Here is a 21243-nt window from a genome sequence, read left to right as displayed (position 1 = left end):
CGGTCGGGCGGCCGGTGAGGGCGACGGTGACAGTGCAGCAGCATGCGGTGGAAGTAAGGGCGTTCGCACAGTACCTACGAGACCTGGCCGCGCTGCTCGACCCCGGGCAGGGCTGGTACGGAGTCTTCCGCGCACGCGACCCCGAGGGCATGCGCGCCTGCTTCGACGGCGCCGAGGTCCCGCCCTGGGACGTGGTGGAGTCGCTGCTCCAGGACCTCGCCGCGGTGCGCGGCGGTGAGTACGCCGCGAGGGAATCCGTTCGGGCCGCCGAGCTGTGCGCCGCGTCGGCCGCCGCGTACGACGGTCGTCCGGGCGGGCGGCAGGCGCTCGTCGACCGGCTCGGTGTGATGCTCCGGGAGCAGGCGTACGCCGCGCAGCGGGTGCGGGCCGCCGGCGGAGCGGCGGCCGGACCGGGCGGGGAGTCGGACGCCCTGGCATGGGCGCGGGACGACCACGCCCGTGCCACGGCTCGCTGCCTGGAGCTCCGCAACCGGCTGGCCGCGGTGGAGCGTTCCGCGTCGGCGGACCGGTCCTGGGCGGAACCTGCGGCGGGCGCGAGCCGCCCGGCGGAGGGTGAGGGCCCGGTCCCCGTTCCCCGGAGCCCGGTGGACGCCGAGGCCGTCTCCGTGCCCGCCGCCGCTCCGGTGCCCGCTCCCAAGCGCAGGAAGGCGCGCGGGGCGCGCTTCGCCGGGCTGGAGATCGAGGACGAGGCGGAGGCGGCCCCGCTCCCGTCGCCCGTGCCTGTCCTGCCGTCCCCCGTACCCTCCGCCGACGCCCCGCGCGGGGCCCGCTTCAGCGGGGCCACCGCCGAGGGTGGCGCGGCGCGGGCGCCGCGGGCCACGGAACCCGATCCTGCCGCACGCCAGGCCGCCGCGGAGACCGTGAAGCTGCTTTTACGGCTGCGCGCGGAGGGCCGCAGCGGCGAGGCGCACGTCGCCCTATGCGAGGCGGCGGCCCGGCCTGCGGGACATCTGCCGGTGCTGGCCGTGGCCCTGCACGAGGCGGGCCTCGGCGCGGACTGGGTGACCTTGCTGTGGGAGCTGTCCTCGCTGCCGCCCGCCGAACTCGCCGCGGCGGCAGCCTCGCTGGCCGCCGCGGGCCGGCCCGACGACTGCGGCCGGCTGCTGCGTCAGGGCGTGACCCGTCCCGCCGGCGAGATCGCCGACGCCGTGGTCGCCCTCGACCGGGCAGGTCTGGAGTCCGAGGCGCGGACGCTGCTGGGCGCGTTCGTCCGCGTACGGACACCACAGGACGCCGCGCGCGTGGCCGTGGGCGGGCCGGGGCACCTGGTGCCCCGACTGCTCGCCGCCGCACGTGAGGTGTCCGCGGCGCGGGAGTGGGACCTCGTCCACGCCCTGCGGATGGCGGGCGTCACGGCGCCGTAGACGCCTGCACGGTGCCCGTCGGCGGGGCCCCGTGCGGCGGTATGGACCGCTCGGGTACGAAACATGATCGACTCCGCCGGTTCACGGCAATGGTCTTGCCCCGTCGTGTGGCGGGGCTTACGTTCTCCTCCTATGCACCGTGTCTACGGGCGTAGAGAACGCGTAGAGGCTCTCTGACGCCGCGTCGAAGGAGCAGCTCATGTCCCACGTCGTACGCGCCGCACTCGTCCAGGCGACCTGGACCGGCGACACCGAATCCATGATCGCGAAGCACGAGGAACACGCTCGCGAGGCAGCCCGGCAGGGAGCCCAGGTCATCGGCTTCCAGGAGGTGTTCAACGCCCCCTACTTCTGTCAGGTCCAGGAACCCGAGCACTACCGCTGGGCCGAACCCGTGCCGGACGGGCCGACGGTCCGGCGCATGCAGGACCTGGCCCGGGAGACGGGCATGGTGATCGTCGTACCGGTCTTCGAGCTCGAACAGTCCGGCTTCTACTACAACACCGCGGCGGTGATCGACGCCGACGGCACGTACCTCGGAAAGTACCGCAAGCACCACATCCCGCAGGTCAAGGGCTTCTGGGAGAAGTACTACTTCAAGCCCGGCAACGTCGGATGGCCGGTCTTCGACACCGCGGTCGGCAAGGTCGGCGTCTACATCTGCTACGACCGGCACTTCCCGGAGGGGTGGCGTCAACTCGGCCTCAACGGAGCACAGTTGGTCTACAACCCGTCGGCCACCTCGCGAGGGCTCTCCGGCTATCTGTGGCAGCTCGAACAGCCCGCCTCCGCCGTCGCCAACGAGTACTTCATCGCCGCGATCAACCGGGTCGGCCAGGAGGAGTACGGCGACAACGACTTCTACGGCACGAGTTACTTCGTCGATCCGCGCGGCCAGTTCGTCGGTGAGGTGGCGAGCGACAAGGAGGAGGAACTCCTCGTACGCGACCTCGACTTCGGGATGATCGAGCAGGTCCGCCAGCAGTGGGCCTTCTACCGGGACCGGCGTCCGGACGCGTACGACGGGCTGGTGGAGCCGTGACCGGACTGTACGAGCGGCACCTGGCCGTCAGCCCCGACTGGCTGGCCCTCTACTACCGGCAGCCCCTGGAGCTGACCCACGGCGAGGGCCGCCACGTCTGGGACGCGGACGGCAACCGCTACCTCGACTTCTTCGGCGGCATCCTCACCACGATGACGGCGCACGCCCTGCCCGAGGTGACCAAGGCCGTCGCCGAACAGGCCGGCCGCCTCATCCACTCCTCCACCCTCTACCTCAACCGGCCGATGGTCGAGCTCGCGGAGCGGATCGCCGCGCTCTCCGGGATCCCGGACGCCCGGGTCTTCTTCACCACCTCGGGCACCGAGGCCAACGACGCCGCCCTGCTCCTCGCCACCACCCACCGCGGCTCGAACCAGATCCTGGCGATGCGCAACAGCTACCACGGCAGGTCGTTCTCGGCGGTGTCCATCACGGGCAACAAGGCATGGTCGACGACCAGCCTGTCGCCGCTGCAGACGCTGTACGTCCACGGCGGGGTCCGCAGCCGTGGGCCCTACGCGGAGCTCAACGACGAGCAGTTCGTGAAGGCGTGTGTGGCCGATCTGGAGGACCTGCTCGGGCACACCAGGGGTGCCGCGGCGCTGATCGCCGAACCCGTACAGGGCGTCGGCGGGTTCACCGCACCGCCCGACGGGCTGTACGCGGCCTTCCGCGAGGTGCTGGACAGGCACGGCATCCTGTGGATCTCGGACGAGGTGCAGACCGGCTGGGGGCGCACGGGCGACCACTTCTGGGGCTGGCAGGCACACGCTTCGAGCGGCCCGCCGGACATCCTCACGTTCGCCAAGGGCATCGGCAACGGGATGTCCATCGGCGGAGTCGTCGCCCGGGCCGACGTCATGAACTGCCTGGACGCCAACTCCATCTCGACGTTCGGCGGATCACCGGTCACCATGGCCGCCGGCCTCGCCAACCTCTCGTACCTGCTGGAGCACGACCTCCAGGGCAACGCCCGGCGGGTCGGCGGCCTGCTCATCGAGCGGCTCCGCGCCGTCGGCGCGGCGTCGGAGTCCGTGCGTGAGGTGCGCGGCAGAGGGCTCATGATCGGTATCGAGCTGGTGCGGCCCGGCACCGACGAGGCCGATCCGGAGGCTGCGGCGGCCGTCCTGGAAGCAGCCCGCGCGGGCGGGCTGCTCATCGGCAAGGGAGGCGGACACAACACCAGCGTCCTGAGGATCGCGCCGCCCCTCTCGCTGACCGTCGAGGAGGCCGAGGAAGGCGCGGCGATCCTGGGCGAGGCGTTGCGGGCGGCCGGATGACGGATCCGCAGATCCTGCGCAGTTCCCCCGGCCTCCCTCGGGCGAGGGAGCGCGACCCCTCGGCAGGGGGAGGACGGCAGGAGGGCACGTGACGGACGCTGGGGCTCCAGGAAGGAAGGGGAGCCCCGGTGGATAAGAAGGTTCCGGCGCGGCGGCGTCGAGCCGTGCGCCCACGAACGTCCGGCGCGTCGATGCCGCGCCGTGTGTACGAACGCGGACCCCGGCGGCCTCGCGCCGGAGGTGCCGGCCGGACGGACCGCGCGAGCGGGCCGCGGAGGAAGAGCAGCGTCTTCATCGGTGAGCAGCACCGGTATCGCCACAGCGAGGAGGGGTACATGAGCCGCACCGTCATCCACGGCGGCCTCGTCATCACCGCGTCGGACGAGATCCACGCCGACGTGCTCATCGAGGGCGGACGCGTCGCCGCCCTCGCCGCCCACGGCACCGACGCCGCTGGGGGGTGGACCGCCGAGCGGAGGATCGACGCCACCGGGAAGTACGTCATCCCGGGCGGTGTCGACGCCCACACCCACATGGAGATGCCGTTCGGCGGCACCCTCGCGTCGGACACCTTCGAGACGGGGAGCCGGGCCGCCGCCTGGGGCGGCACGACGACCTTCGTCGATTTCGCCATCCAGCCGAGGGGCGGCTCGCTCCGGGAAGGGCTCGACACCTGGCACGCGAAGGCGGACGGGCAGTGCGCCGTCGACTACGCCTTCCACATGATCATGTCCGACGTCAACGAGTCCTCGCTCAGGGAGATGGACAAGCTCGTCTCCCTCGGCATCAGCTCGTTCAAGCTCTTCACCGCCTACCCAGGGGTCTTCCTCTCCGACGACGGCCAGATCCTCAGGGCCATGCAGCGCGCCGCGTCGAACGGCGGGCTGGTCATGACCCACGCGGAGAACGGGCTCGCGATCGACGTTCTGGTGGAGCAGGCGCTCGCCCGGGGCGAAAGGGATCCCCGCTATCACGGCGAGGTGCGAAAGGCCCTCCTCGAGGCGGAGGCGACGCACCGTGTGATCAAGCTCAGCCAGGTGGCCGGCGCCCCCGTCTACGTGGTGCACGTCTCGGCGCGGGAAGCCGTCGCCGAGCTGGCGCGAGCCCGTGACGAGGGGCTGCCCGTCTTCGGTGAGACGTGCCCGCAGTATCTCTTCCTGTCCACGGACAATCTGGCGGAGCCGGATTTCGAGGGCGCGAAGTACGTGTGTTCTACACCTCTGCGTCCGAAGGACCATCAGGAAGCGCTCTGGCGTGGCCTCCGGACGAATGATCTGCAGGTGGTCTCGACCGATCACTGCCCCTTCTGTTTCAAGGGACAGAAGGAGCTGGGGCGCGACGACTTCTCCAAGATCCCCAACGGCATGCCGGGGGTCGAGAACCGCATGGACCTGCTCCACCAGGCCGTGGTCGACGGCCACATCAGCCGGCGCCGCTGGATCGAGATCGCCTGCGCGACACCGGCCAGGATGTTCGGGCTCTATCCGAAGAAGGGGACCATCACCCCCGGCGCGGACGCCGACATCGTGGTCTACGACCCGCACGCCGAGCAGGTCATCTCCGCCGAGACGCACCACATGAACGTCGACTACTCCGCGTACGAGGGAAAGCGTGTGACGGGCCGGGTGGAGACAGTGCTCTCGCGGGGCGTCCCGGTGATCGAGGAGCGCGCCTACGTGGGGCACGCCGGGCACGGTGCCTACGTGCCGAGAGGGATCTGCCAGTACACGAACTGAGCGTCGTGGCCACCGGCTCGGCGCGCCCGGTCGGTCGTTGCGCCGGCGGATCGTTGTGACAGGCGGCCGACCGCCCGGTGGCCGCCTGCCCGGCCCGTCCGGGAGCCCGCCCGCGACTCGTGCTTCCCGGCGTCGTGGGCGGGCCGGAGGTCCGGGCGTCCTCACTACCCGCGCGTCTTGCGCAGTCATTCGAGTAGGAGCAGCTGTCATGGATTTCGGACTCGTCCTCCAGACCGACCCGCCCGCCTCGGCCGTGGTGGGGCTCATGCGCCGGGCGGAACGCAACGGATTCCGCTACGGCTGGACCTTCGACTCGGCCGTGCTGTGGCAGGAGCCCTTCGTCATCTACAGCCGGATCCTGGAGCACACGGACCGGCTGATCGTCGGGCCGATGGTCACCAACCCGGGCACGCGCACCTGGGAGGTCACCGCTTCCACCTTCGCCACGCTCAACGAGATGTACGGCAACCGCACCGTCTGCGGTATCGGACGCGGCGACTCGGCGATGCGGGTGGCCGGGCGCAGACCCAACACCCTGGCCAGACTCGGTGAGGCCATCGAGGTGATCCGCGACCTCGCCGAGGGCCGCGAGGCCACCGTGGACGGCCAGCCGGTCCAGATCCCCTGGGTCAAGAACGGCAGCCTGCCCGTCTGGATGGGAGCGTACGGCCCCAAGGCCCTCGCGCTGGCCGGCCAGAAGGCCGACGGCTTCATCCTCCAGCTGGCCGACCCCTACCTCACGGAGTGGATGGTCAAGGCGGTGCGCGACGCCGCCGCCGAGGCCGGCCGTGACCCGGACGCGGTCACCATCTGCGTGGCCGCGCCCGCGTACGTCGGCGACGACCTGGACCACGCACGCGAGCAGTGCCGCTGGTTCGGCGGCATGGTCGGCAACCACGTGGCCGACCTCGTCTCCCGGTACGGGGAGCACTCCGGCCTCGTGCCCGACGCTCTCACCGAGTACATCGCGGGGCGCTCCGGTTACGACTACAGCCATCACGGCCGCGCCGGAAACCCGGACACGGCCTTCGTCCCCGACGAGATCGTCGACCGGTTCTGCCTGCTGGGTCCGGCCGAGGCCCATATCGAGAAGCTGCGGGTCCTGCGCGACCTGGGTGTCGACCAGTTCGCCGTCTACAACATGCACGACGCACGGGAAGCGACCATCGACGCCTACGGTTCGACGATCATTCCCGCGCTCTCCGACTGACCGCGGCCACGCGCCGGCCGGCCGGCCGTCCGGAAGCGGCTGACAGCTCGCGCAGGCGCCGCACGCACAGCACGTCCCGTAGCACAGCACGCCCCGCACGCCCGCAACCCGTACGCAGCGCTCGCCCCACGCCCCGCACGGCACGTCCCCCGAGCGAAGGGTCAAGCCAGCATGACCGCAACACTCCCGCCCGTCCCACCGTCCGTCCCCGGGGAGCCGATAGTCGACCCGGAGGGCCGTATCGAGCTCGCCCCGGGAACCGTTCCCGCAGATTCGCCCTTCGTCAACGACGACCTGCTGCCGGTTCCGCTGGAGCGGCGCCGATGGACGACGTACAACTTCGCGGCCCTGTGGATCGGGATGGCGCACAACATCCCGTCCTGGCTGCTGGCCTCCGGTCTCGTCGCACTCGGCATGGACTGGAAGCAGGCCGTCTTCACGATCGCGCTGGCCAACCTGATCGTGCTCGCCCCGATGCTGCTGACCGGGCACGCCGGCCCCAAGTACGGCATTCCGTTTCCCGTCCTCGCCCGTGCCTCCTTCGGGCTGCGGGGCGCCAACCTGCCGGCACTGATCCGGGCCGCGGTCGCCTGTGCGTGGTTCGGGATCCAGACGTGGATCGGCGGCGTCGGGATCTTCACGCTGCTGGGCAAGATCTTCGGCGGCTGGGCCCAGGCCGGCGAGATCGGCGGGCAGCCCTGGACCCTGTGGCTCTGCTTCGTCCTCTTCTGGGCACTGGAACTCGCCATCATCTACCGGGGCATGGACACCCTGCGCCGCTTCGAGAACTGGGCGGCACCCTTCGTCCTCGTCGGAGCGGTCGTCCTGCTGGTGTGGGTCGCGGTCAAGGCGGGCGGCTTCGGCCCGCTCCTGGACCAGCCGTCCGCCCTCGGCTGGGGCGCCGACTTCTGGCCGGTCTTCTTCCCGTCGCTGATGGGCATGATCGCCTTCTGGTCCACACTCTCCCTGAACATCCCCGACTTCACCCGCTTCGGCGCCGGTCAGCGCGCGCAGATCCGGGGTCAGTCGCTCGGCCTGCCGACGACGATGACCTTCTTCGCTCTGCTCTCCGTCTTCGTCACCTCAGGCTCACAGGCCGTGTACGGGGAGGCCATCTGGGATCCGGTCCAGCTCGTCGCCAAGACGGACAACGTCTTCGGACTCCTCTTCGGGCTGATCACCGTGCTGATCGCGACCATCTCCGTGAACATCGCGGCGAACGTCGTGTCGCCGGCGTACGACCTGGCCAACCTCGCGCCCCGGATCGTCAACTTCCGTACGGGCGCTCTGATCACCGGCGTGGTCGGTGTCCTGATCATGCCGTGGAAGCTGACCGAGACGCCCGAGCTGTACATCTTCACCTGGCTGGGGCTGGTCGGCGGTCTGCTCGGCACGGTGGCCGGCATCCTGATAGCGGACTACTGGATCATCCGCCGCACCGTGCTCCACCTGCCGGACCTCTATCTGGCGGGAGGCCGCTACTGGTACACCGGCGGGTGGAACTGGCGCGCCGTCGTCGCCTTCGTGGTCGGGGGCGTCCTCGCGGTCGGCGGTTCCCACTCGGCCCCGGGCAAGGGCCCGTTCCCCGCCGACGGCCTGATCCCGCTGCTCGAACCGCTCGCCGATTACGGCTGGGCGGTCGGGCTGGCCTCCTCGCTGGTGCTGTACGCACTGCTGAGCCGGGGAGTCAGGACTGCGACGGAGTCCGGCCGAGCAGGGCGCTGACGTCCACCGTCTCGTCGGCGGGGGGAGTGGCCGTGGGCACCGGCCGGTCGAAGCCGGAGAAGTCCACGGCCGCGTCCGCGCCGTCTCCCGTCACGGTGATGCGCACAGGGAGGTGCTTGCCGCCGGTGTCGACGTAAGCCGTCAGCCGATGGTCGTGCACGGTCCGGGTGACCTGGATCGTGCGTACGCCGTCGACCGTAGTGACCTCGCCCTTGGTGAACGTACCCACGGCCGTGTCCGTGTTGTCCGAGACCAGTTCGCGGTAGGTGTCCAGGTCACAGGCATCCACCACCGGCCGCAGCCTGGAGTCCGAGGCGTCGCCCTTCATGTACCGCCCGTTGAGGACGGCGTCGAAGGCCGAGCCGCCGACAGGGACCTGGTTCTTCCAGAAGTCCGCGTCGGGCTTCAGCCAGACCGCGTCGCCCCGCTTGATGATCTCGACCTTGCCCTGGTCCTTGCCCAGGTCCACATCGCCCGCGCAGTTCCCGGCGCGGTCCAGTGTGAGGTCGACCGTCATCGCCGACCGGTTCTCGCCGAGGTCGCCCTGGGCGCGCAGATGCACGGACCTCACGTCGAGCAGCGCATCGCGCGAGCGGTCGACGATCTGCTCTGCGGGCAGCGACTCGATGTCGTCGTCCGCCCGGGCCGCTGTGCCGCTGGTGACCGCGAGCACGACCACCGCTGCACAAGCGGCTGCGCGGGCGGCGAAGCGCTGGGTTGCCACGGCGCCTCCCTCGGAATCATCCCTGTCGTGGGCCTGCCCGAGTGACGCCGTCGAGCCGGTGGCCCTCCTGACGAGCGTACGCCCGCACCCTGTCGTGTGCGCGGCGCGCGGGGCGTACACAGGGTCAGGTCCGGTCAGATCCCGTGCCCCTCGGCTACGGACGGCGGGGGCGGTGCCGGGCCACTCCGCGCCGTTCCGCCACGAGGTGCGTCACCGGGCAGGCGGTGGAACGGGTGGAGTGCCAGGTCACCGGCGGTGTCCCTGCCGCTCCGGCACGGTCGGGCCGACGGACGCGGGGCCCGCAGCGCCCGGCGGCGCCTCATCGGCCCGTGAGCGGAACGTCCGGCGATAGGCGTCCGGCGGCACCCCCAGGGCGCGGTTGAAGTGGCGGCGCAGCGTCGTCGCCGTACCCATTCCCGTCGAACGCGCGACCGTGTCGATGTCGTCGTCCGTCCTCTCCAGGAGTTCCTGCGCGTGGCGGATGCGCTGGGCCAGCAGCCACTGGAGCGGGGTGGTGCCGGTGGCCGCGCGGAAATGGCGGCTGAGGTGGCGTGAGCTCATGCGCGCCTGGCGGGCGAGGTCCTCCACCGACAGGGGCTGGTCGAGGCGCTCGATGATCCAGGGGAACAGGGCGGTGAGCGGGTGATCGTTCTGGTCGGGGACGGGAGCGGTGACGAACTGGGCCTGGCCACCCGCCCGGTGCGGTGGGACGACCAGCCGACGGGCGACCGTGTTGGCGATCGCCGAGCCGTGGTCGAGACGGACGAGGTGGAGACAGAGGTCGAGGGCGGCGGACTTGCCCGCTGAGGTGAACACGGTGCCGTGGCCCAGGTACAGGACGTCCGGGTCGACCTCGATCGCGGGATGGCGTGCGGCGAGGACATCGGTGTGGGCCCAATGGGTGGTGGCCCGCCTGCCGTCCAGGAGACCCGCGGCGGCGAGGACGAAGGCGCCCGTACACAGGGAGACGATGCGGGCGCCCGCGTCATGAGCGGCCCGCAGCGCGGTGAGGAGGCTCCGTGGCGGAGGTACGTCGACATCGGCCCAGCCTGGAACGATCACCGTGTCGGCATGCCGCAGGTGGTCCAGGCCGTGGTCCGGGGAGAGGCGGAAGTGACCCAGCCGGACGGGGTGCGGGGCACAGACCGCCAGTTCGTACCACGGGACGGTGACGGCGCCGGGGGCGGATCCGAACACCTCGTAGGCCACGGAGAGTTCGTAGTGCAGCATCCCGTCCGTGACGGCCAGCGCGACAGAAGTCATGTCCGGAATTGTATGGGGCGTGTCGTTCCGGACACTCGCGATCCGGTGCACAACACAGCGAGAATGGCTGCCCGTTGACCGGTTCACGAGACGGAGAACGTGATGACTGCACGACAGATGGTCGCGGTGTACGGCGCGTACGGGCACACGGGGCGGTTCGTGGTGACCCAGCTCGTGACCCGCGGCTTCGAGCCGGTACTGGTGGGACGCGACGCCCGCAAGCTGGCGGAACTGGCCCAGGATCACCCAGGTCTCGACACGAGACCGGCCGGGGTGGAGGACCCCGGCGCGCTGGACCGTGCGCTGACGGGGGTCGCGGCCGTCGTCAACTGCGCGGGGCCCTTCGCCCTCACCGCCGCCCCGGTGATCGAGGCCGCTCTGCGAGCCGGCGTCCCGTACCTGGACGTCGCCGCGGAGATCGAGGCCAACGCGGACACGTTCGCGCACTTCGCGGAGCGCGCACGTGAGGCCGGTGCGGTGGTCGTGCCCGCGATGGCCTTCTACGGCGGGCTCGGTGACCTGCTGGTCACCGCCGCGATGGGCGACTGGACGGAGGCCGACGAGGTTCACGTCGCCTACGGGCTGAACAGCTGGCACCCCACGCCGGGTACGCGCCTGGCCGGCAAGGTGTCGGCCGAGCGGCGGGGTGGGCGCCGGGTGCGGTTCACCCGGGGCCGGCTGGAGTACCACGGCGACGAACTGCCCACCCTCAAGTGGCCGTTTCCCGAGCCGATGGGGCTGCGGTCCGTCGTCGGTGAGTTCACGATGGCCGATGTCGTCACCGTCCCCCGTCATCTCGCCGTCCCCGAGGTGCGCACCTACATGACGACGGAGGCGGCCGGCGGCGTGGGCTCGCCGGACACGCCCACGCCGACCGCCGTCGACGCGCACGGGCGATCGGGACAGACGTTCCTCGTCGACGTCGTGGTGCGTCGCGGCGAGGCGGAGCGCGGCATGGTCGCCTCCGGCCAGGACATCTACGCCGTGACCGCGCCTCTCGTGGTCGAGGCGGTGGCCCGCGTCCTCGACGGGCGCGTCCGGTGCGGGGGAGTCGCCTCGGCCGGCGAGATCTTCGACGCGCCCGACTTCCTTCGGTCCCTGGCACCGCACATCACCGTGGCGCCGCGCCGATAGAGGGTGTACCACCACGACCTGTCGCGCGGGGGCCCACTTGTACCCCGATGCGCCGTCCCGTCACGGCCGCGCCGCGGGGAACACCCCTGGTCACGGCGTGCGACGGAGGGATTCACCCCACCTGGCGAGCGCACGCCCGCGCACGCTTGCGGGTGCGGGCGGCCCGGTGTACGGAGGGTGAGGTTCGGCGCTGTTTTCGGCTACGGACCGTGGGGGAGGGCAGCCCTGAAGATCACCGGAACTCGACCGGAATCAAAGGGGAGACATGAAGCAGCTGTTCCAGGGGACCGCCGTCCGCTCACTGGCGCGTGGTGCCGCCGTCGCCGGTCTGACCCTCGCGCTCGGAGCCATGACCACCGGCGCCGTCACCGCGGCCCCCGCCGCCATCCCGCCGGGACTGTCCTGCCACACCGGCAAGCACGCCATCGACGACTACACCGGCTACGCGCTCTGCAAGAACAACGGCTCGTCCACACAGACCTTCTGGGTCCACCTGGTCTGCGGCTGGTCGCCCGATGTCGACGGGGAGCACGTCACGCTGGCTCCGGGCCAGTCCGGGCAGTCGACCGCTCATTGCGCCGGTCTCGGTTCGGGCATCGGCGAGATCCACGTACGGCCGTAGGGCTCGTCGGTCCTAGACCCGTCTCCCGCGATCCGGGGAGACGGGTCCCGACCCGCGTGCGGCGTGCTTGAGTGGGCCTCCCGGTCTCGTTACTCTCCAGTAGACCCGCTCGGGCGACCCTGGGGCGGACCTGGGGGCAGCGCGCTTCGGCGGTGGCGAGAGGCGGTGGCGATGTCCTCGGCGGAGCACGCGGAGCGGACCGGGCCGAGCAGGCCCGAGGACCCGCGCGCACAGTCCGGCCCGCGGTCCCCGGCCAGCCGGGACGTACAGCCTGACCGGCACGCGCAGTCCGGCCGGCACGCGCAGTCCGGCCGGGACGTGCGGGCGGGGCAGACCGTGCAGTCCACCGCACCGGCCGCGTCCGTCCCGCCCGTCGCTCCCGGGCTCGCGGAGTGCGCCCAGCGGCTGGCCGAGGGCGCAACGACCTCGTCGGCACTGGTCGCCGACGCGTTCGCACGCATCGAGGCGAGCCACGGCCCCCTCAACGCCTTCCGTCAACTGCGCACGGAGGCCGCGCTCGCCGAGGCCGCCGACGCCGACCGGCGGCTCGCCGCGGGGGAGAGGCTGCCACTGCTCGGCGTGCCGGTCGCCGTCAAGGACGACACAGACGTGGCCGGTATGCCCACCTACTTCGGCTGCGACGGTGCGCTGCCGCCCGCCGACGCCGACAGCGAGGCCGTGCGCAGGCTGCGAGCGGCCGGGGCCGTGATCGTCGGTAAGACCAACTCCTGCGAGCTGGGGCAATGGGCCTTCACGGAAGGGCCCGCTTTCGGTGTCACCCGCAACCCGTGGAGCACCGCCCACACCCCCGGCGGTTCCTCGGGAGGTTCGGCGGCGGCGGTCGCCGCCGGGCTCGTGCCCGCCGCGCTGGGCTCGGACGGGGCCGGCTCCATCCGTATCCCCGCAGCCTGGACCCACCTCGTCGGCATCAAACCGCAACGAGGCCGGATCTCCGTGCACCCGCAGAGTGACGCCTTCCAAGGGCTCACCGTCAACGGCCCCCTCGCCCGTACCGTCGCCGACGCGGCCCTCCTCCTGGACGCCGCGGCGGGCGCGCACCCCGGGGACCCCCACCGGCCGCCCGCTCTCGACGCGTCCGAGGCGGCCCGCCGCGAGCCCGGCAGGCTGCGCATCGCGCTCTGTCTGACGCCCCCGCTCACCCTCACCCGCAACGCGCCGCACCCCGAGGTCGTGCGTGCCGTCACCGCGCTCGCCGACGTACTCGCCAGGCTCGGTCACCATGTCGAGGAGGCCCGTCCCCGCTTGGGGCTCATCGGCCTCTCCTTCGTCCCCCGGGCCACGGCCGGTATCGCCGAACTCGCCGCGCGGCACCCCGAACCCGGGCTCCTGGACCCGCGCACCCGCAGCGCCCTGCGCACGGGGACGCGTCTCGGCGGCCGGATCGTACGGGCCGCACGCGCGCGGGAGGTGCGCCAGCACGCCAGGATCGGCGCCTTCTTCGACACCTCGCGCGGCGGAAGGGGCCACGGGTACGACGTGCTGCTCACCCCGACCACAGCGGCCCCGCCGCCGCGCGTGGGGGCGTTCGACCACCTCAGCGCCTTTCGAACCGACCTCGCCATGACCTCGGCCTGTCCCTACGCCTGGCCCTGGAACGTCCTCGGATGGCCGGGGGTCAACGTCCCGGCGGGCTTCACGGACGACGGTCTGCCGCTCGGCGCCCAGCTGCTCGGCCCCTCCCGCAGCGAGGCCCGGCTCATCTCCCTCGCCGCGCAGCTGGAGGCCGACCGCCGCTGGTACGAGCACCGGCCGCCGGCCCACGGGGTGTCACAGACCGGCCCGGCCGACGGTCGGTGACCACCCGTGCCCGCCCGGGCGCACCGCGCCCCGCCGGACAGGGGCGATGCGCGCCGCCGGACGGGAGCCATGCGCCCCGCCGGACTGGAGTGAGGCGTTCCGCCGGAATGGGCGCGGGCCACTGTGGAGAGGGGGCCGGTCACGAGATATCTTGATGTCAAGCAATGTTGCAGACGTGGAGCGGAGCACCCGGTGACTGACTCGACCATCATCTATACGCACACCGACGAGGCCCCTGCCCTGGCGACGTACTCGTTCCTGCCTGTCATCGAGGCGTACGCCTCGACCGCGGGTGTCACGGTGGAGCGCCGCGACATCTCCCTGGCTGGGCGGATCATCGCCGGCTTCCCGGAGCGTCTCAAGGCCGACCAGCGTATCGATGACGCGCTCGCCGAGCTCGGTGAGCTGGCCAAGACTCCCGGCGCGAACATCATCAAGCTGCCCAACATCTCGGCCTCGATCCCGCAGCTGAAGGCCGCGATCGCAGAGCTGCAGGAGCAGGGCTACGCGCTTCCGGACTACCCGGACGACCCGCAGACCGACGAGGACAAGGACGTCCGCGCGCGGTACGACAAGGTCAAGGGCAGCGCGGTGAACCCCGTCCTGCGTGAGGGCAACTCCGACCGCCGCGCCCCCGCGTCGGTCAAGAACTACGCCAAGGCCCACCCGCACCGCATGGGCGCCTGGTCCGCCGACTCCAAGACGAACGTCGCCACCATGGGCGTCGACGACTTCCGCTCGACCGAGAAGTCCGTCGTCATCGACGAGGCAGGATCGCTGCGCATCGAGCTCGCGGGCGACGACGGCACCACCACTGTCCTGCGCGAGTCCGTCCCGGTCCTCGCCGGTGAGGTCGTGGACGCGGCCGTCATGCGCGTCGCCGCGCTGCGTGAGTTCTTCACCGCTCAGGTCGCGCGCGCCAAGGCCGAGAACGTCCTGTTCTCCGTGCACCTGAAGGCCACGATGATGAAGGTCTCCGACCCGATCATCTTCGGCCACGTGGTCCGCGCCTTCTTCCCGAACACCTTCGCCAAGTACGGCGACGTGCTCGCCGCGGCCGGCCTGACCCCGAACGACGGTCTCGGCGGCATCCTCAAGGGGCTCGACTCCGTGGAGGCCGGCGCCGAGATCAAGGCGTCCTTCGAGGCCGAGCTCGCCGAGGGCCCCGCCCTGGCGATGGTCGACTCCGACAAGGGCATCACCAACCTGCACGTGCCGAGCGATGTCATCGTCGACGCGTCCATGCCGGCCATGATCCGTACGTCCGGCCACATGTGGGGCCCGGACGGCAACGAGGCCGACACCATCGCCGTCCTCCCGGACAGCAGCTACGCCGGCGTCTACCAGGTCGTCATCGACGACTGCCGCGCCAACGGTGCCTTCGACCCGTCGACCATGGGTTCCGTACCCAACGTCGGTCTGATGGCGCAGAAGGCCGAGGAGTACGGCAGCCACGACAAGACCTTCGAGATCCCCACCACCGGCACGGTGCGGGTCGTCGACGGCAAGGGCGACGTCGTGCTGGAGCAGGCCGTCGGCGCGGGTGACATCTTCCGGATGTGCCAGACCAAGGACCTGCCGATCCAGGACTGGGTCAAGCTCGCCGTCACCCGCGCCCGCGCGACCGGCAACCCGGCCGTGTTCTGGCTCGACGAGGGCCGTGCGCACGACGCCAACCTCATCGCCAAGGTCAAGACCTACCTGGCCGACCACGACACCGAGGGCCTGGACATCTCCATCCGGACCCCGGAGGAGGCGACCGCGTTCTCCCTGGAGCGCATCCGCCGTGGCGAGGACACCATCTCGGTCACCGGCAACGTCCTGCGTGACTACCTCACCGACCTGTTCCCCATCCTCGAGCTGGGCACCAGCGCGAAGATGCTCTCCGTCGTCCCGCTCATGAACGGCGGCGGACTGTTCGAGACGGGTGCGGGCGGCTCCGCGCCCAAGCACGTCCAGCAGCTGGTCAAGGAGGACTACCTCCGCTGGGACAGCCTCGGTGAGTTCCTGGCCCTCGCGGTCAGCTTCGAGCACCTGGCCACCACCACGGACAACGCGCGCGCCAAGGTGCTCGCCGACACCCTGGACAAGGCCACGGGCACGTTCCTCAACGAGGACAAGTCCCCGAGCCGCAAGCTCGGCGGCATCGACAACCGCGGCAGCCACTTCTACCTGGCGCTCTACTGGGCCCAGGAGCTGGCGAAGCAGACCGACGACGCCGCGCTCGCCGAGGCGTTCGGACCGCTCGCGAAGACGCTGTCCGAGCAGGAGCAGACCATCGTCGACGAGCTGATCGCCGTCCAGGGCAAGCCGGTCGACATCGGCGGCTACTACCAGCCCGACCCGGCGAAGGCGGAGGCCGTCATGCGTCCGTCGGCCACCTTCAACAAGGCCATCGCGACCCTCGGCTGATCCCGCCGCGTCCACGGACACGGCACCACGTCTGACGGCCGTCCTGCCGGGCCATGCGCCCGCCAGGACGGCCGTCCGCGTTCCCGGGCCCCTGCCGGCGGACGGCCGGGGCAGGGCCGGGCCGGGAGCCGGGCGGGCCGGCGACGAACCGGTCGAATCACCCGTCGATCAGCCGAACGGATGACCCCCACGTCAGCCGTTGCGCACCCCGGGGGCCGACCGGACGGCCGACGACGGCGGCGCGGTGGATGCAGGAGGCTGGGTGCACCGCGCGGGAAAGCGCTCTTGGCGCAGCTTCTCCGGCGGGGCGGGGCCCGTACCGCCGAAGAACCGGAATCACGATGTACACGGAGGTGCCCGCGATGACGCCCAGGGCCGAAGAGGCGTATCCCTCCGGCGGTGCCGCTGCTCCCCGGCCCCCGTCCACCGGACCTCGCGGGACCGGACGGCCCCGGACCCCGGTGCGCGGACGCCCGCCGGTCCTGACGGCAGCGCTTCTCCTCGTCGCGACGCTCGCCGGATGCGCGGCGGACGGAGAGGTCCGGGCACGCCCTTCCGAGGTGTCCCCTCCGGTGTCCCCTCCCTCCGGCGCTTCGAGCGCCCCACCCACGGGCCGAGGGCCTGCCGGTACGCTCGTGGTCGCCGATTTCGGGGCGGACACGGTCACGTTCCTCGATCCCTCGAAGCCGGACGGCCGTTCGGCCCGGAGCTCGGTGGAGGTCGGCACCGCCCCTTACGGGATCGCGCTCGGCGACGACGGGACCGCGTGGGTGGCGACTGCCGAGGGCGTGGCCGCTGTGGACACCACCACCCGTGAGCGCACCGCGCTGATCCCTTACGAGACCGCCACCGGCCCGGTGACGACCGGTGAATACCGGGGCGGGGGCATGGGCATCACGCTCTCGCCCGACGGTCGGCGTGCCTACGTCGGCGTGAACGTACCGGGAGGCAACGGTGTTCTGGAGGTCGTCGACACCCGGCTCCGCAAGGTGATCGCCACCGTCCCCGTCGGACGCAGACCCTTCGACGTCGACGTCTCGCGCGACGGCCGGCACGTCTACGCGACCGGCCACGACTCCTTCGACGTCACGGTGGTCGACGCGAGCAGCTGGAAGCGGCGTCGCATCGAGGTGGCGCCGTACGGTACGGGGGGCGGGCTCGGGTCCTGGCTCAAGCCGCACTACACGGCCGTACGCCCCTCCGACGGCGCTCTTCTCCTCCCCTTCGAGGGAGAACGCCTCGCGGTGGTCGAACCGGACACCGGGCGGATCCGCATCGAACGCATGACCGCCGATACGCACCAGCACGGAGTCGCCGTGACGCCGGACGGGACCCTCTACGTGGTCGGGACCGGCCCGATCGATCCGGCCGAGGACGAAGGTCCGTCCCTGACCGTCCGGACACCCGGCGGCGATGAACGGGTGATCCCGCTCGACGGGCCCCACGAGGACGTCGCCGTGTCGGCCGACGGCCGGACCGCGTACGTCTCGGGCGGGTTCACCCGGGACGGCTACTGGGACGGCCTCAGCGTCGTCGACGTGAGGTCGGGAGAGGTGACCCGTCTGCCGGTCGGCGAGCGCCCGCTGGGCATCGCGGTGCTGTGAGCAGGGCCGGCTTCGCGCCCGCCCCTGCGGGACGGACCAGCCCGGCGGGGGCACACCCGGGACCTGGACACCGGGGACCGAGCCGGCCCTGACGGGGCGGGATCGAAGCCGGCCCGACAGTCCGGCGTCAGAACGCGTAGCGGATCGGCAGCCACGGCGCGTGTGTGTGCACCAGACGGCGTACGGTCTCGACCGCCTCCGCCTTGACGGCGTTGCGGTAGCGCACGTTCAAGCTGCCGTTCTCCGAGCGTTTGGTCTGCTGGAGCTCGGGGCGCCAGATGGCGTCCTCGGCGCTCGGGTGCCAGGCCATGTTGACCTCATGCAGGTCCCGGTTGTGCGTCAGCATGATCACTTCGGCGGCCGCCTGGTCCTTGACCGAGCGGGGCAGCACGTCGTCCATGGTGCGGAGCAGCTGGGCCCAGGCATCCTCCCAGCCGGGCCTGATGACCACGGGGGAGAAGTTGAAGTGCACCTCGTAGCCGGCCTCGACGAAGTCCGCCGCCGCGTCGATGCGCTGCTGGATCGGGCTCGTGCGGATGTCCAGCAGGCGGGAGTCGTCCTCCGGCATGAGGGAGAACCGCAGACGGGTGCGGCCCTGGGGGTCGAGCCGCAGGAGGTCGGGGTTGACGAACTTGGTCGCGAACGACGCCTTGGCGGTCGGCCAGCGGGTGAAGGCGCGCACCAGATCAGCGGTGTTCTCGCTGATCAGGGCATCGACCGCACAGTCGTTGTTCTCTCCGATGTCGTAGACCCAGGCGCTCGGGTCGCACTGGTTCGGCTCCTTCTTCGGTCCCTGGGCGATCACATGGCGCCGCACCTTGTGGATCAGGGCGTCGATGTTCGTGAAGACGGTGATCGGATTGGCGTAGCCCTTGCGCCGTGGCACGTAGCAGTACGCGCACGCCATGGCGCACCCGTTCGCGGCCCCGGGAGCGATCCAGTCCGCCGACCGGCCGTTGGGCCGTACGGTCAGGGTCTTCTTCTCCCCGAGTACCAGCACCGTGCTCTTGATCCGTACCCAGCGCTCGGCGTTTCCCTTGTTTCCGTGCAGTTCAGGGATGCGCCAGTGGGAGTCCGTGGGGATGACCTCGGCGTCCGGGTACCGCGCGAGGACCTGCCTGCCCCTCGGTGAGCCCGCCGCGGCGGGCTCGGCGTGGATCTCCCGCACGGCCAGCATCCTGCGGGCTTCCTCGGAGTCACGGAAGAGCGGTCCCGCCGGACCGCCGGTGCCCGCAGCGCCGGTGTCCGGTTCGCCGAGGACGTCCTCGATGCCGAACAGACCGTCCTGGGCTGCTTCCGGCTCGTCGGAGGAGCGGGGGATGTTCACGGCTGCTCCAGGATCTGTCGCTCGGGGACCGGTGGCGGGCATGCTCCCCGGCTGTCGGGTCGGGGGTGGCGGGCATGTTCCCCGGCTGTCGGGCCAGGGGTGGCGGGCATGCTCCCAGCTGTCGGGCCGGGCCTCGGGCGCCCACGATCACACAGCTCAGCCCGTAGCCGAACCCGCGGGCACGGGCCCTGTGATCCAGGCTAATCGCTCCTCACGGCGCGCCGACGCAGGATGACCAGGGCACGTTCACGCCGCCCCTCGGCGGCCGCAGGGGGAAGGGCCCGCCACGGCTCGTATCCTCGGGCCATGACGTCAGGCCCCGCCGGGCGCGCCCCGGACCACGTCACGCTCCGCCAGATCCTCGACTACGACGAGGACGGCATCCTGCGCCTCCTGCTCGCCCCCGCCGGGCAGGACGCGGCGGTCCTCGGCGTGATCATCGGCGACGAGGGGGCGGCGAGGCCGCACGGCGGGCGGATCGTCCTGGCGGCGGGCCTCCCGCCCGGTCCGGAGGCCGCGCCCGCCACTGTGCGGGAAGCCGCCCGGCGAGGCGCCGCGGCGGTGGTGCTCCGGGAGTCCGAGGTCGCGCCCGTACCGGAGGACGCCCTGGCCGCGGCCGAGGAGTGCGGAATCGCGCTGCTCGCCCGGGCCGCGTGGGCGGACTGGGGCGACACCATCGCGCTGCTGCGGTCCGCGACCGCCTTCGCCGAGGCCGGCCGCGGCGACCGCACGGCCGACTCGGCCGAGGGCGGGGGCCTCCCGGCTCTCGCCGCGGCCACCGCCCGGTCCTGCCGCGGTTCGATCACCGTCGAGGACACGCAGTTCCGTGTCCTGGCCCACTCCGCGACGGGCCCGGACGCGGACGGGGTCCGCCGCTCCACGATCCTGGGCGGCCGGGTGCCGGACCGCCGCGTGGCCGAGCTGCGCCGCAGCGGACTGCTACGCGCCCTCTGGACCTCCCAGGACGTCATCCACCGGGCCGCCGACGGCGACAGCCCCGAACGTCTCGTCGTCGCCGTCCGCAGCGGCGGCGAGATGCTGGGCTCGCTCTGGGCGGCGGCCGACGGACAGCGGCTCTCACCCGACGCCGCCCAGGTGCTGCGCCGCGCCGCCACGCTCGCCGTCCCCCACCTGCTGCGGCACCGGCTGCGTGAGAGCGGCACCGTGCGGCGCGAGGCGTACGCCCTGCGCGGGCTGCTGCACGGAAACGGCGACCGGCGTGCGCACCTGTGGTCGCTCGGCCTGCCGGCCGACGCGCCTTGCGCCGTCGTCGTCGCCGTCCGGGGCCGCACCGAAGGGCCGCGAGCCGACCGCACCCTGGAGGCGCTCGCGATCCAGGCCACCGCCTCCCGGCCCACGGGCCGTGTCCTGCGCGAAGAGGACCAGGTCGCGGTGCTGCTTCCCGTGGGCGACGACGGCGGACGGCGTGACGCGCCCGCCCTGGCCCGGGAACTCGACGCGCTGGCGGCCGGCATCCCGGATGCCGCGCCCGTGTGGATCGGGGTGGGAGAGACCGTGCGATCGGGGCTGGAGGCGTCGCTGTCGTACGAGAAGGCTCTGCTGGTCGTCCGCGCGCTGCGCGAGCGGGAGGTTCGAGGGCGTGACCCCCGTCCCGTGCGGCATGCCGGGCCGGGTGACGTGGGCCCGACGATCGACGCCCTGCGCATGCTCGACGCGGTGCGCCCGGTCTGGGAGTCCGGCGACGGCCCCGTGCACGAACTGATCCGCGCGGACCTCGCCACCGGCGGTGACCTGGTGCGTACCCTCGCGGCCTATCTGGAGACCGCCGGGGACATCCCGGAGGCGGCACGGCGTCTGGTCCTGCACCCGAACACACTCCGGTACCGGCTGCGGAGGGTCCGTGAGCGGTTCGACCTCGACCTCGACGACCCCGACACCCGGCTGGTCCTGGCCCTGGCCGTACGACTGACCGGGGTGGTTTGAGCGGCTTTCGTACGGTG

At 71.9% G+C, this 21243-nt stretch carries 15 protein-coding genes; 12 read left to right on the top strand and 3 right to left on the bottom strand.

What is annotated here, in order from left to right; all coding sequences use genetic code 11:
- The first annotated feature begins 26 nt into the window (after positions 1–26).
- The 6 genes from ABZY45_RS18165 (at position 27) to ABZY45_RS18140 (ending at position 8378) form a co-directional block, all read left to right on the top strand.
- A complete protein-coding gene (locus ABZY45_RS18165; RefSeq protein ID WP_356741050.1) occupies positions 27–1385 on the top strand; it encodes a hypothetical protein in 1359 nt (452 codons plus the stop codon).
- A gap of 199 nt (positions 1386–1584) precedes the next feature.
- Positions 1585–2427: a nitrilase-related carbon-nitrogen hydrolase gene (locus tag ABZY45_RS18160; protein WP_356741048.1), complete on the top strand. Its 843-nt coding sequence runs from the start codon at positions 1585–1587 to the stop codon at positions 2425–2427.
- Positions 2424–3707 (top strand): aspartate aminotransferase family protein, encoded by a 1284-nt coding sequence (locus tag ABZY45_RS18155; protein ID WP_356741046.1) that lies wholly within the window; start codon positions 2424–2426, stop codon positions 3705–3707. The genes ABZY45_RS18160 and ABZY45_RS18155 overlap by 4 nt, the downstream gene beginning before the upstream one ends.
- A 335-nt stretch (positions 3708–4042) precedes the next feature.
- Positions 4043–5443 (top strand): dihydropyrimidinase, encoded by a 1401-nt coding sequence (gene hydA, locus ABZY45_RS18150; protein WP_356741044.1) that lies wholly within the window; start codon positions 4043–4045, stop codon positions 5441–5443.
- A gap of 208 nt (positions 5444–5651) precedes the next feature.
- On the top strand, positions 5652–6653 hold the full coding sequence (locus tag ABZY45_RS18145) for a TIGR03842 family LLM class F420-dependent oxidoreductase (protein WP_356741042.1): 1002 nt from the start codon (positions 5652–5654) through the stop codon (positions 6651–6653).
- A 171-nt stretch (positions 6654–6824) separates the two neighbouring features.
- Positions 6825–8378 (top strand): NCS1 family nucleobase:cation symporter-1, encoded by a 1554-nt coding sequence (locus ABZY45_RS18140; protein WP_356741040.1) that lies wholly within the window; start codon positions 6825–6827, stop codon positions 8376–8378.
- On the opposite strand, the gene ABZY45_RS18135 is transcribed toward ABZY45_RS18140, so the two are convergent.
- Both ABZY45_RS18135 and ABZY45_RS18130 read right to left on the bottom strand, forming a co-directional pair.
- Positions 8341–9102, bottom strand: coding sequence for a hypothetical protein (locus ABZY45_RS18135; RefSeq protein ID WP_356741038.1), 762 nt, complete (start codon positions 9100–9102; stop codon positions 8341–8343). The genes ABZY45_RS18140 and ABZY45_RS18135 overlap by 38 nt on opposite strands.
- A gap of 246 nt (positions 9103–9348) precedes the next feature.
- The gene (locus tag ABZY45_RS18130; RefSeq protein WP_356741036.1) at positions 9349–10365 is read right to left on the bottom strand and encodes a helix-turn-helix domain-containing protein; all 1017 of its coding nucleotides are present in this window, start codon (positions 10363–10365) and stop codon (positions 9349–9351) included.
- Positions 10366–10467: 102 nt separating this feature from the next.
- Here ABZY45_RS18130 and ABZY45_RS18125 point away from each other — a divergent pair, with 102 nt between their 5' ends.
- The 5 genes from ABZY45_RS18125 (at position 10468) to ABZY45_RS18105 (ending at position 17955) form a co-directional block, all read left to right on the top strand.
- Positions 10468–11499, top strand: coding sequence for a saccharopine dehydrogenase NADP-binding domain-containing protein (locus ABZY45_RS18125; protein ID WP_356741034.1), 1032 nt, complete (start codon positions 10468–10470; stop codon positions 11497–11499).
- A 265-nt stretch (positions 11500–11764) separates the two neighbouring features.
- Positions 11765–12121, top strand: a complete 357-nt coding sequence (locus ABZY45_RS18120) for a hypothetical protein (RefSeq protein ID WP_356741032.1) — start codon at positions 11765–11767, stop codon at positions 12119–12121.
- 171 nt (positions 12122–12292) lie between these two features.
- Positions 12293–13939 (top strand): amidase, encoded by a 1647-nt coding sequence (locus ABZY45_RS18115; protein ID WP_356741030.1) that lies wholly within the window; start codon positions 12293–12295, stop codon positions 13937–13939.
- Between the two features lie 192 nt (positions 13940–14131).
- On the top strand, positions 14132–16351 hold the full coding sequence (locus ABZY45_RS18110; protein WP_356741028.1) for an NADP-dependent isocitrate dehydrogenase: 2220 nt from the start codon (positions 14132–14134) through the stop codon (positions 16349–16351).
- A gap of 482 nt (positions 16352–16833) precedes the next feature.
- Positions 16834–17955 carry a YncE family protein gene (locus ABZY45_RS18105; protein ID WP_356741102.1) on the top strand — a complete coding sequence of 374 codons (1122 nt, stop codon included), beginning with the start codon at positions 16834–16836 and terminating at the stop codon, positions 17953–17955.
- A 127-nt stretch (positions 17956–18082) separates the two neighbouring features.
- Here ABZY45_RS18105 and ABZY45_RS18100 read toward each other — a convergent pair whose 3' ends face one another.
- Entirely contained in the window at positions 18083–19225 is a 1143-nt protein-coding gene (locus tag ABZY45_RS18100) for a spore photoproduct lyase family protein (protein ID WP_356741101.1), read from the bottom strand.
- A 363-nt stretch (positions 19226–19588) separates the two neighbouring features.
- Here ABZY45_RS18100 and ABZY45_RS18095 point away from each other — a divergent pair, with 363 nt between their 5' ends.
- Entirely contained in the window at positions 19589–21226 is a 1638-nt protein-coding gene (locus ABZY45_RS18095) for a helix-turn-helix domain-containing protein (protein ID WP_356741026.1), read from the top strand.
- Positions 21227–21243: the final 17 nt, after the last annotated feature.

The sequence above is a fragment of the Streptomyces sp. NPDC006516 genome, from assembly GCF_040611875.1.
In the GTDB taxonomy this organism is placed as follows: domain Bacteria; phylum Actinomycetota; class Actinomycetes; order Streptomycetales; family Streptomycetaceae; genus Streptomyces.
This window is presented reverse-complemented; position numbering and strand designations above follow the sequence as displayed.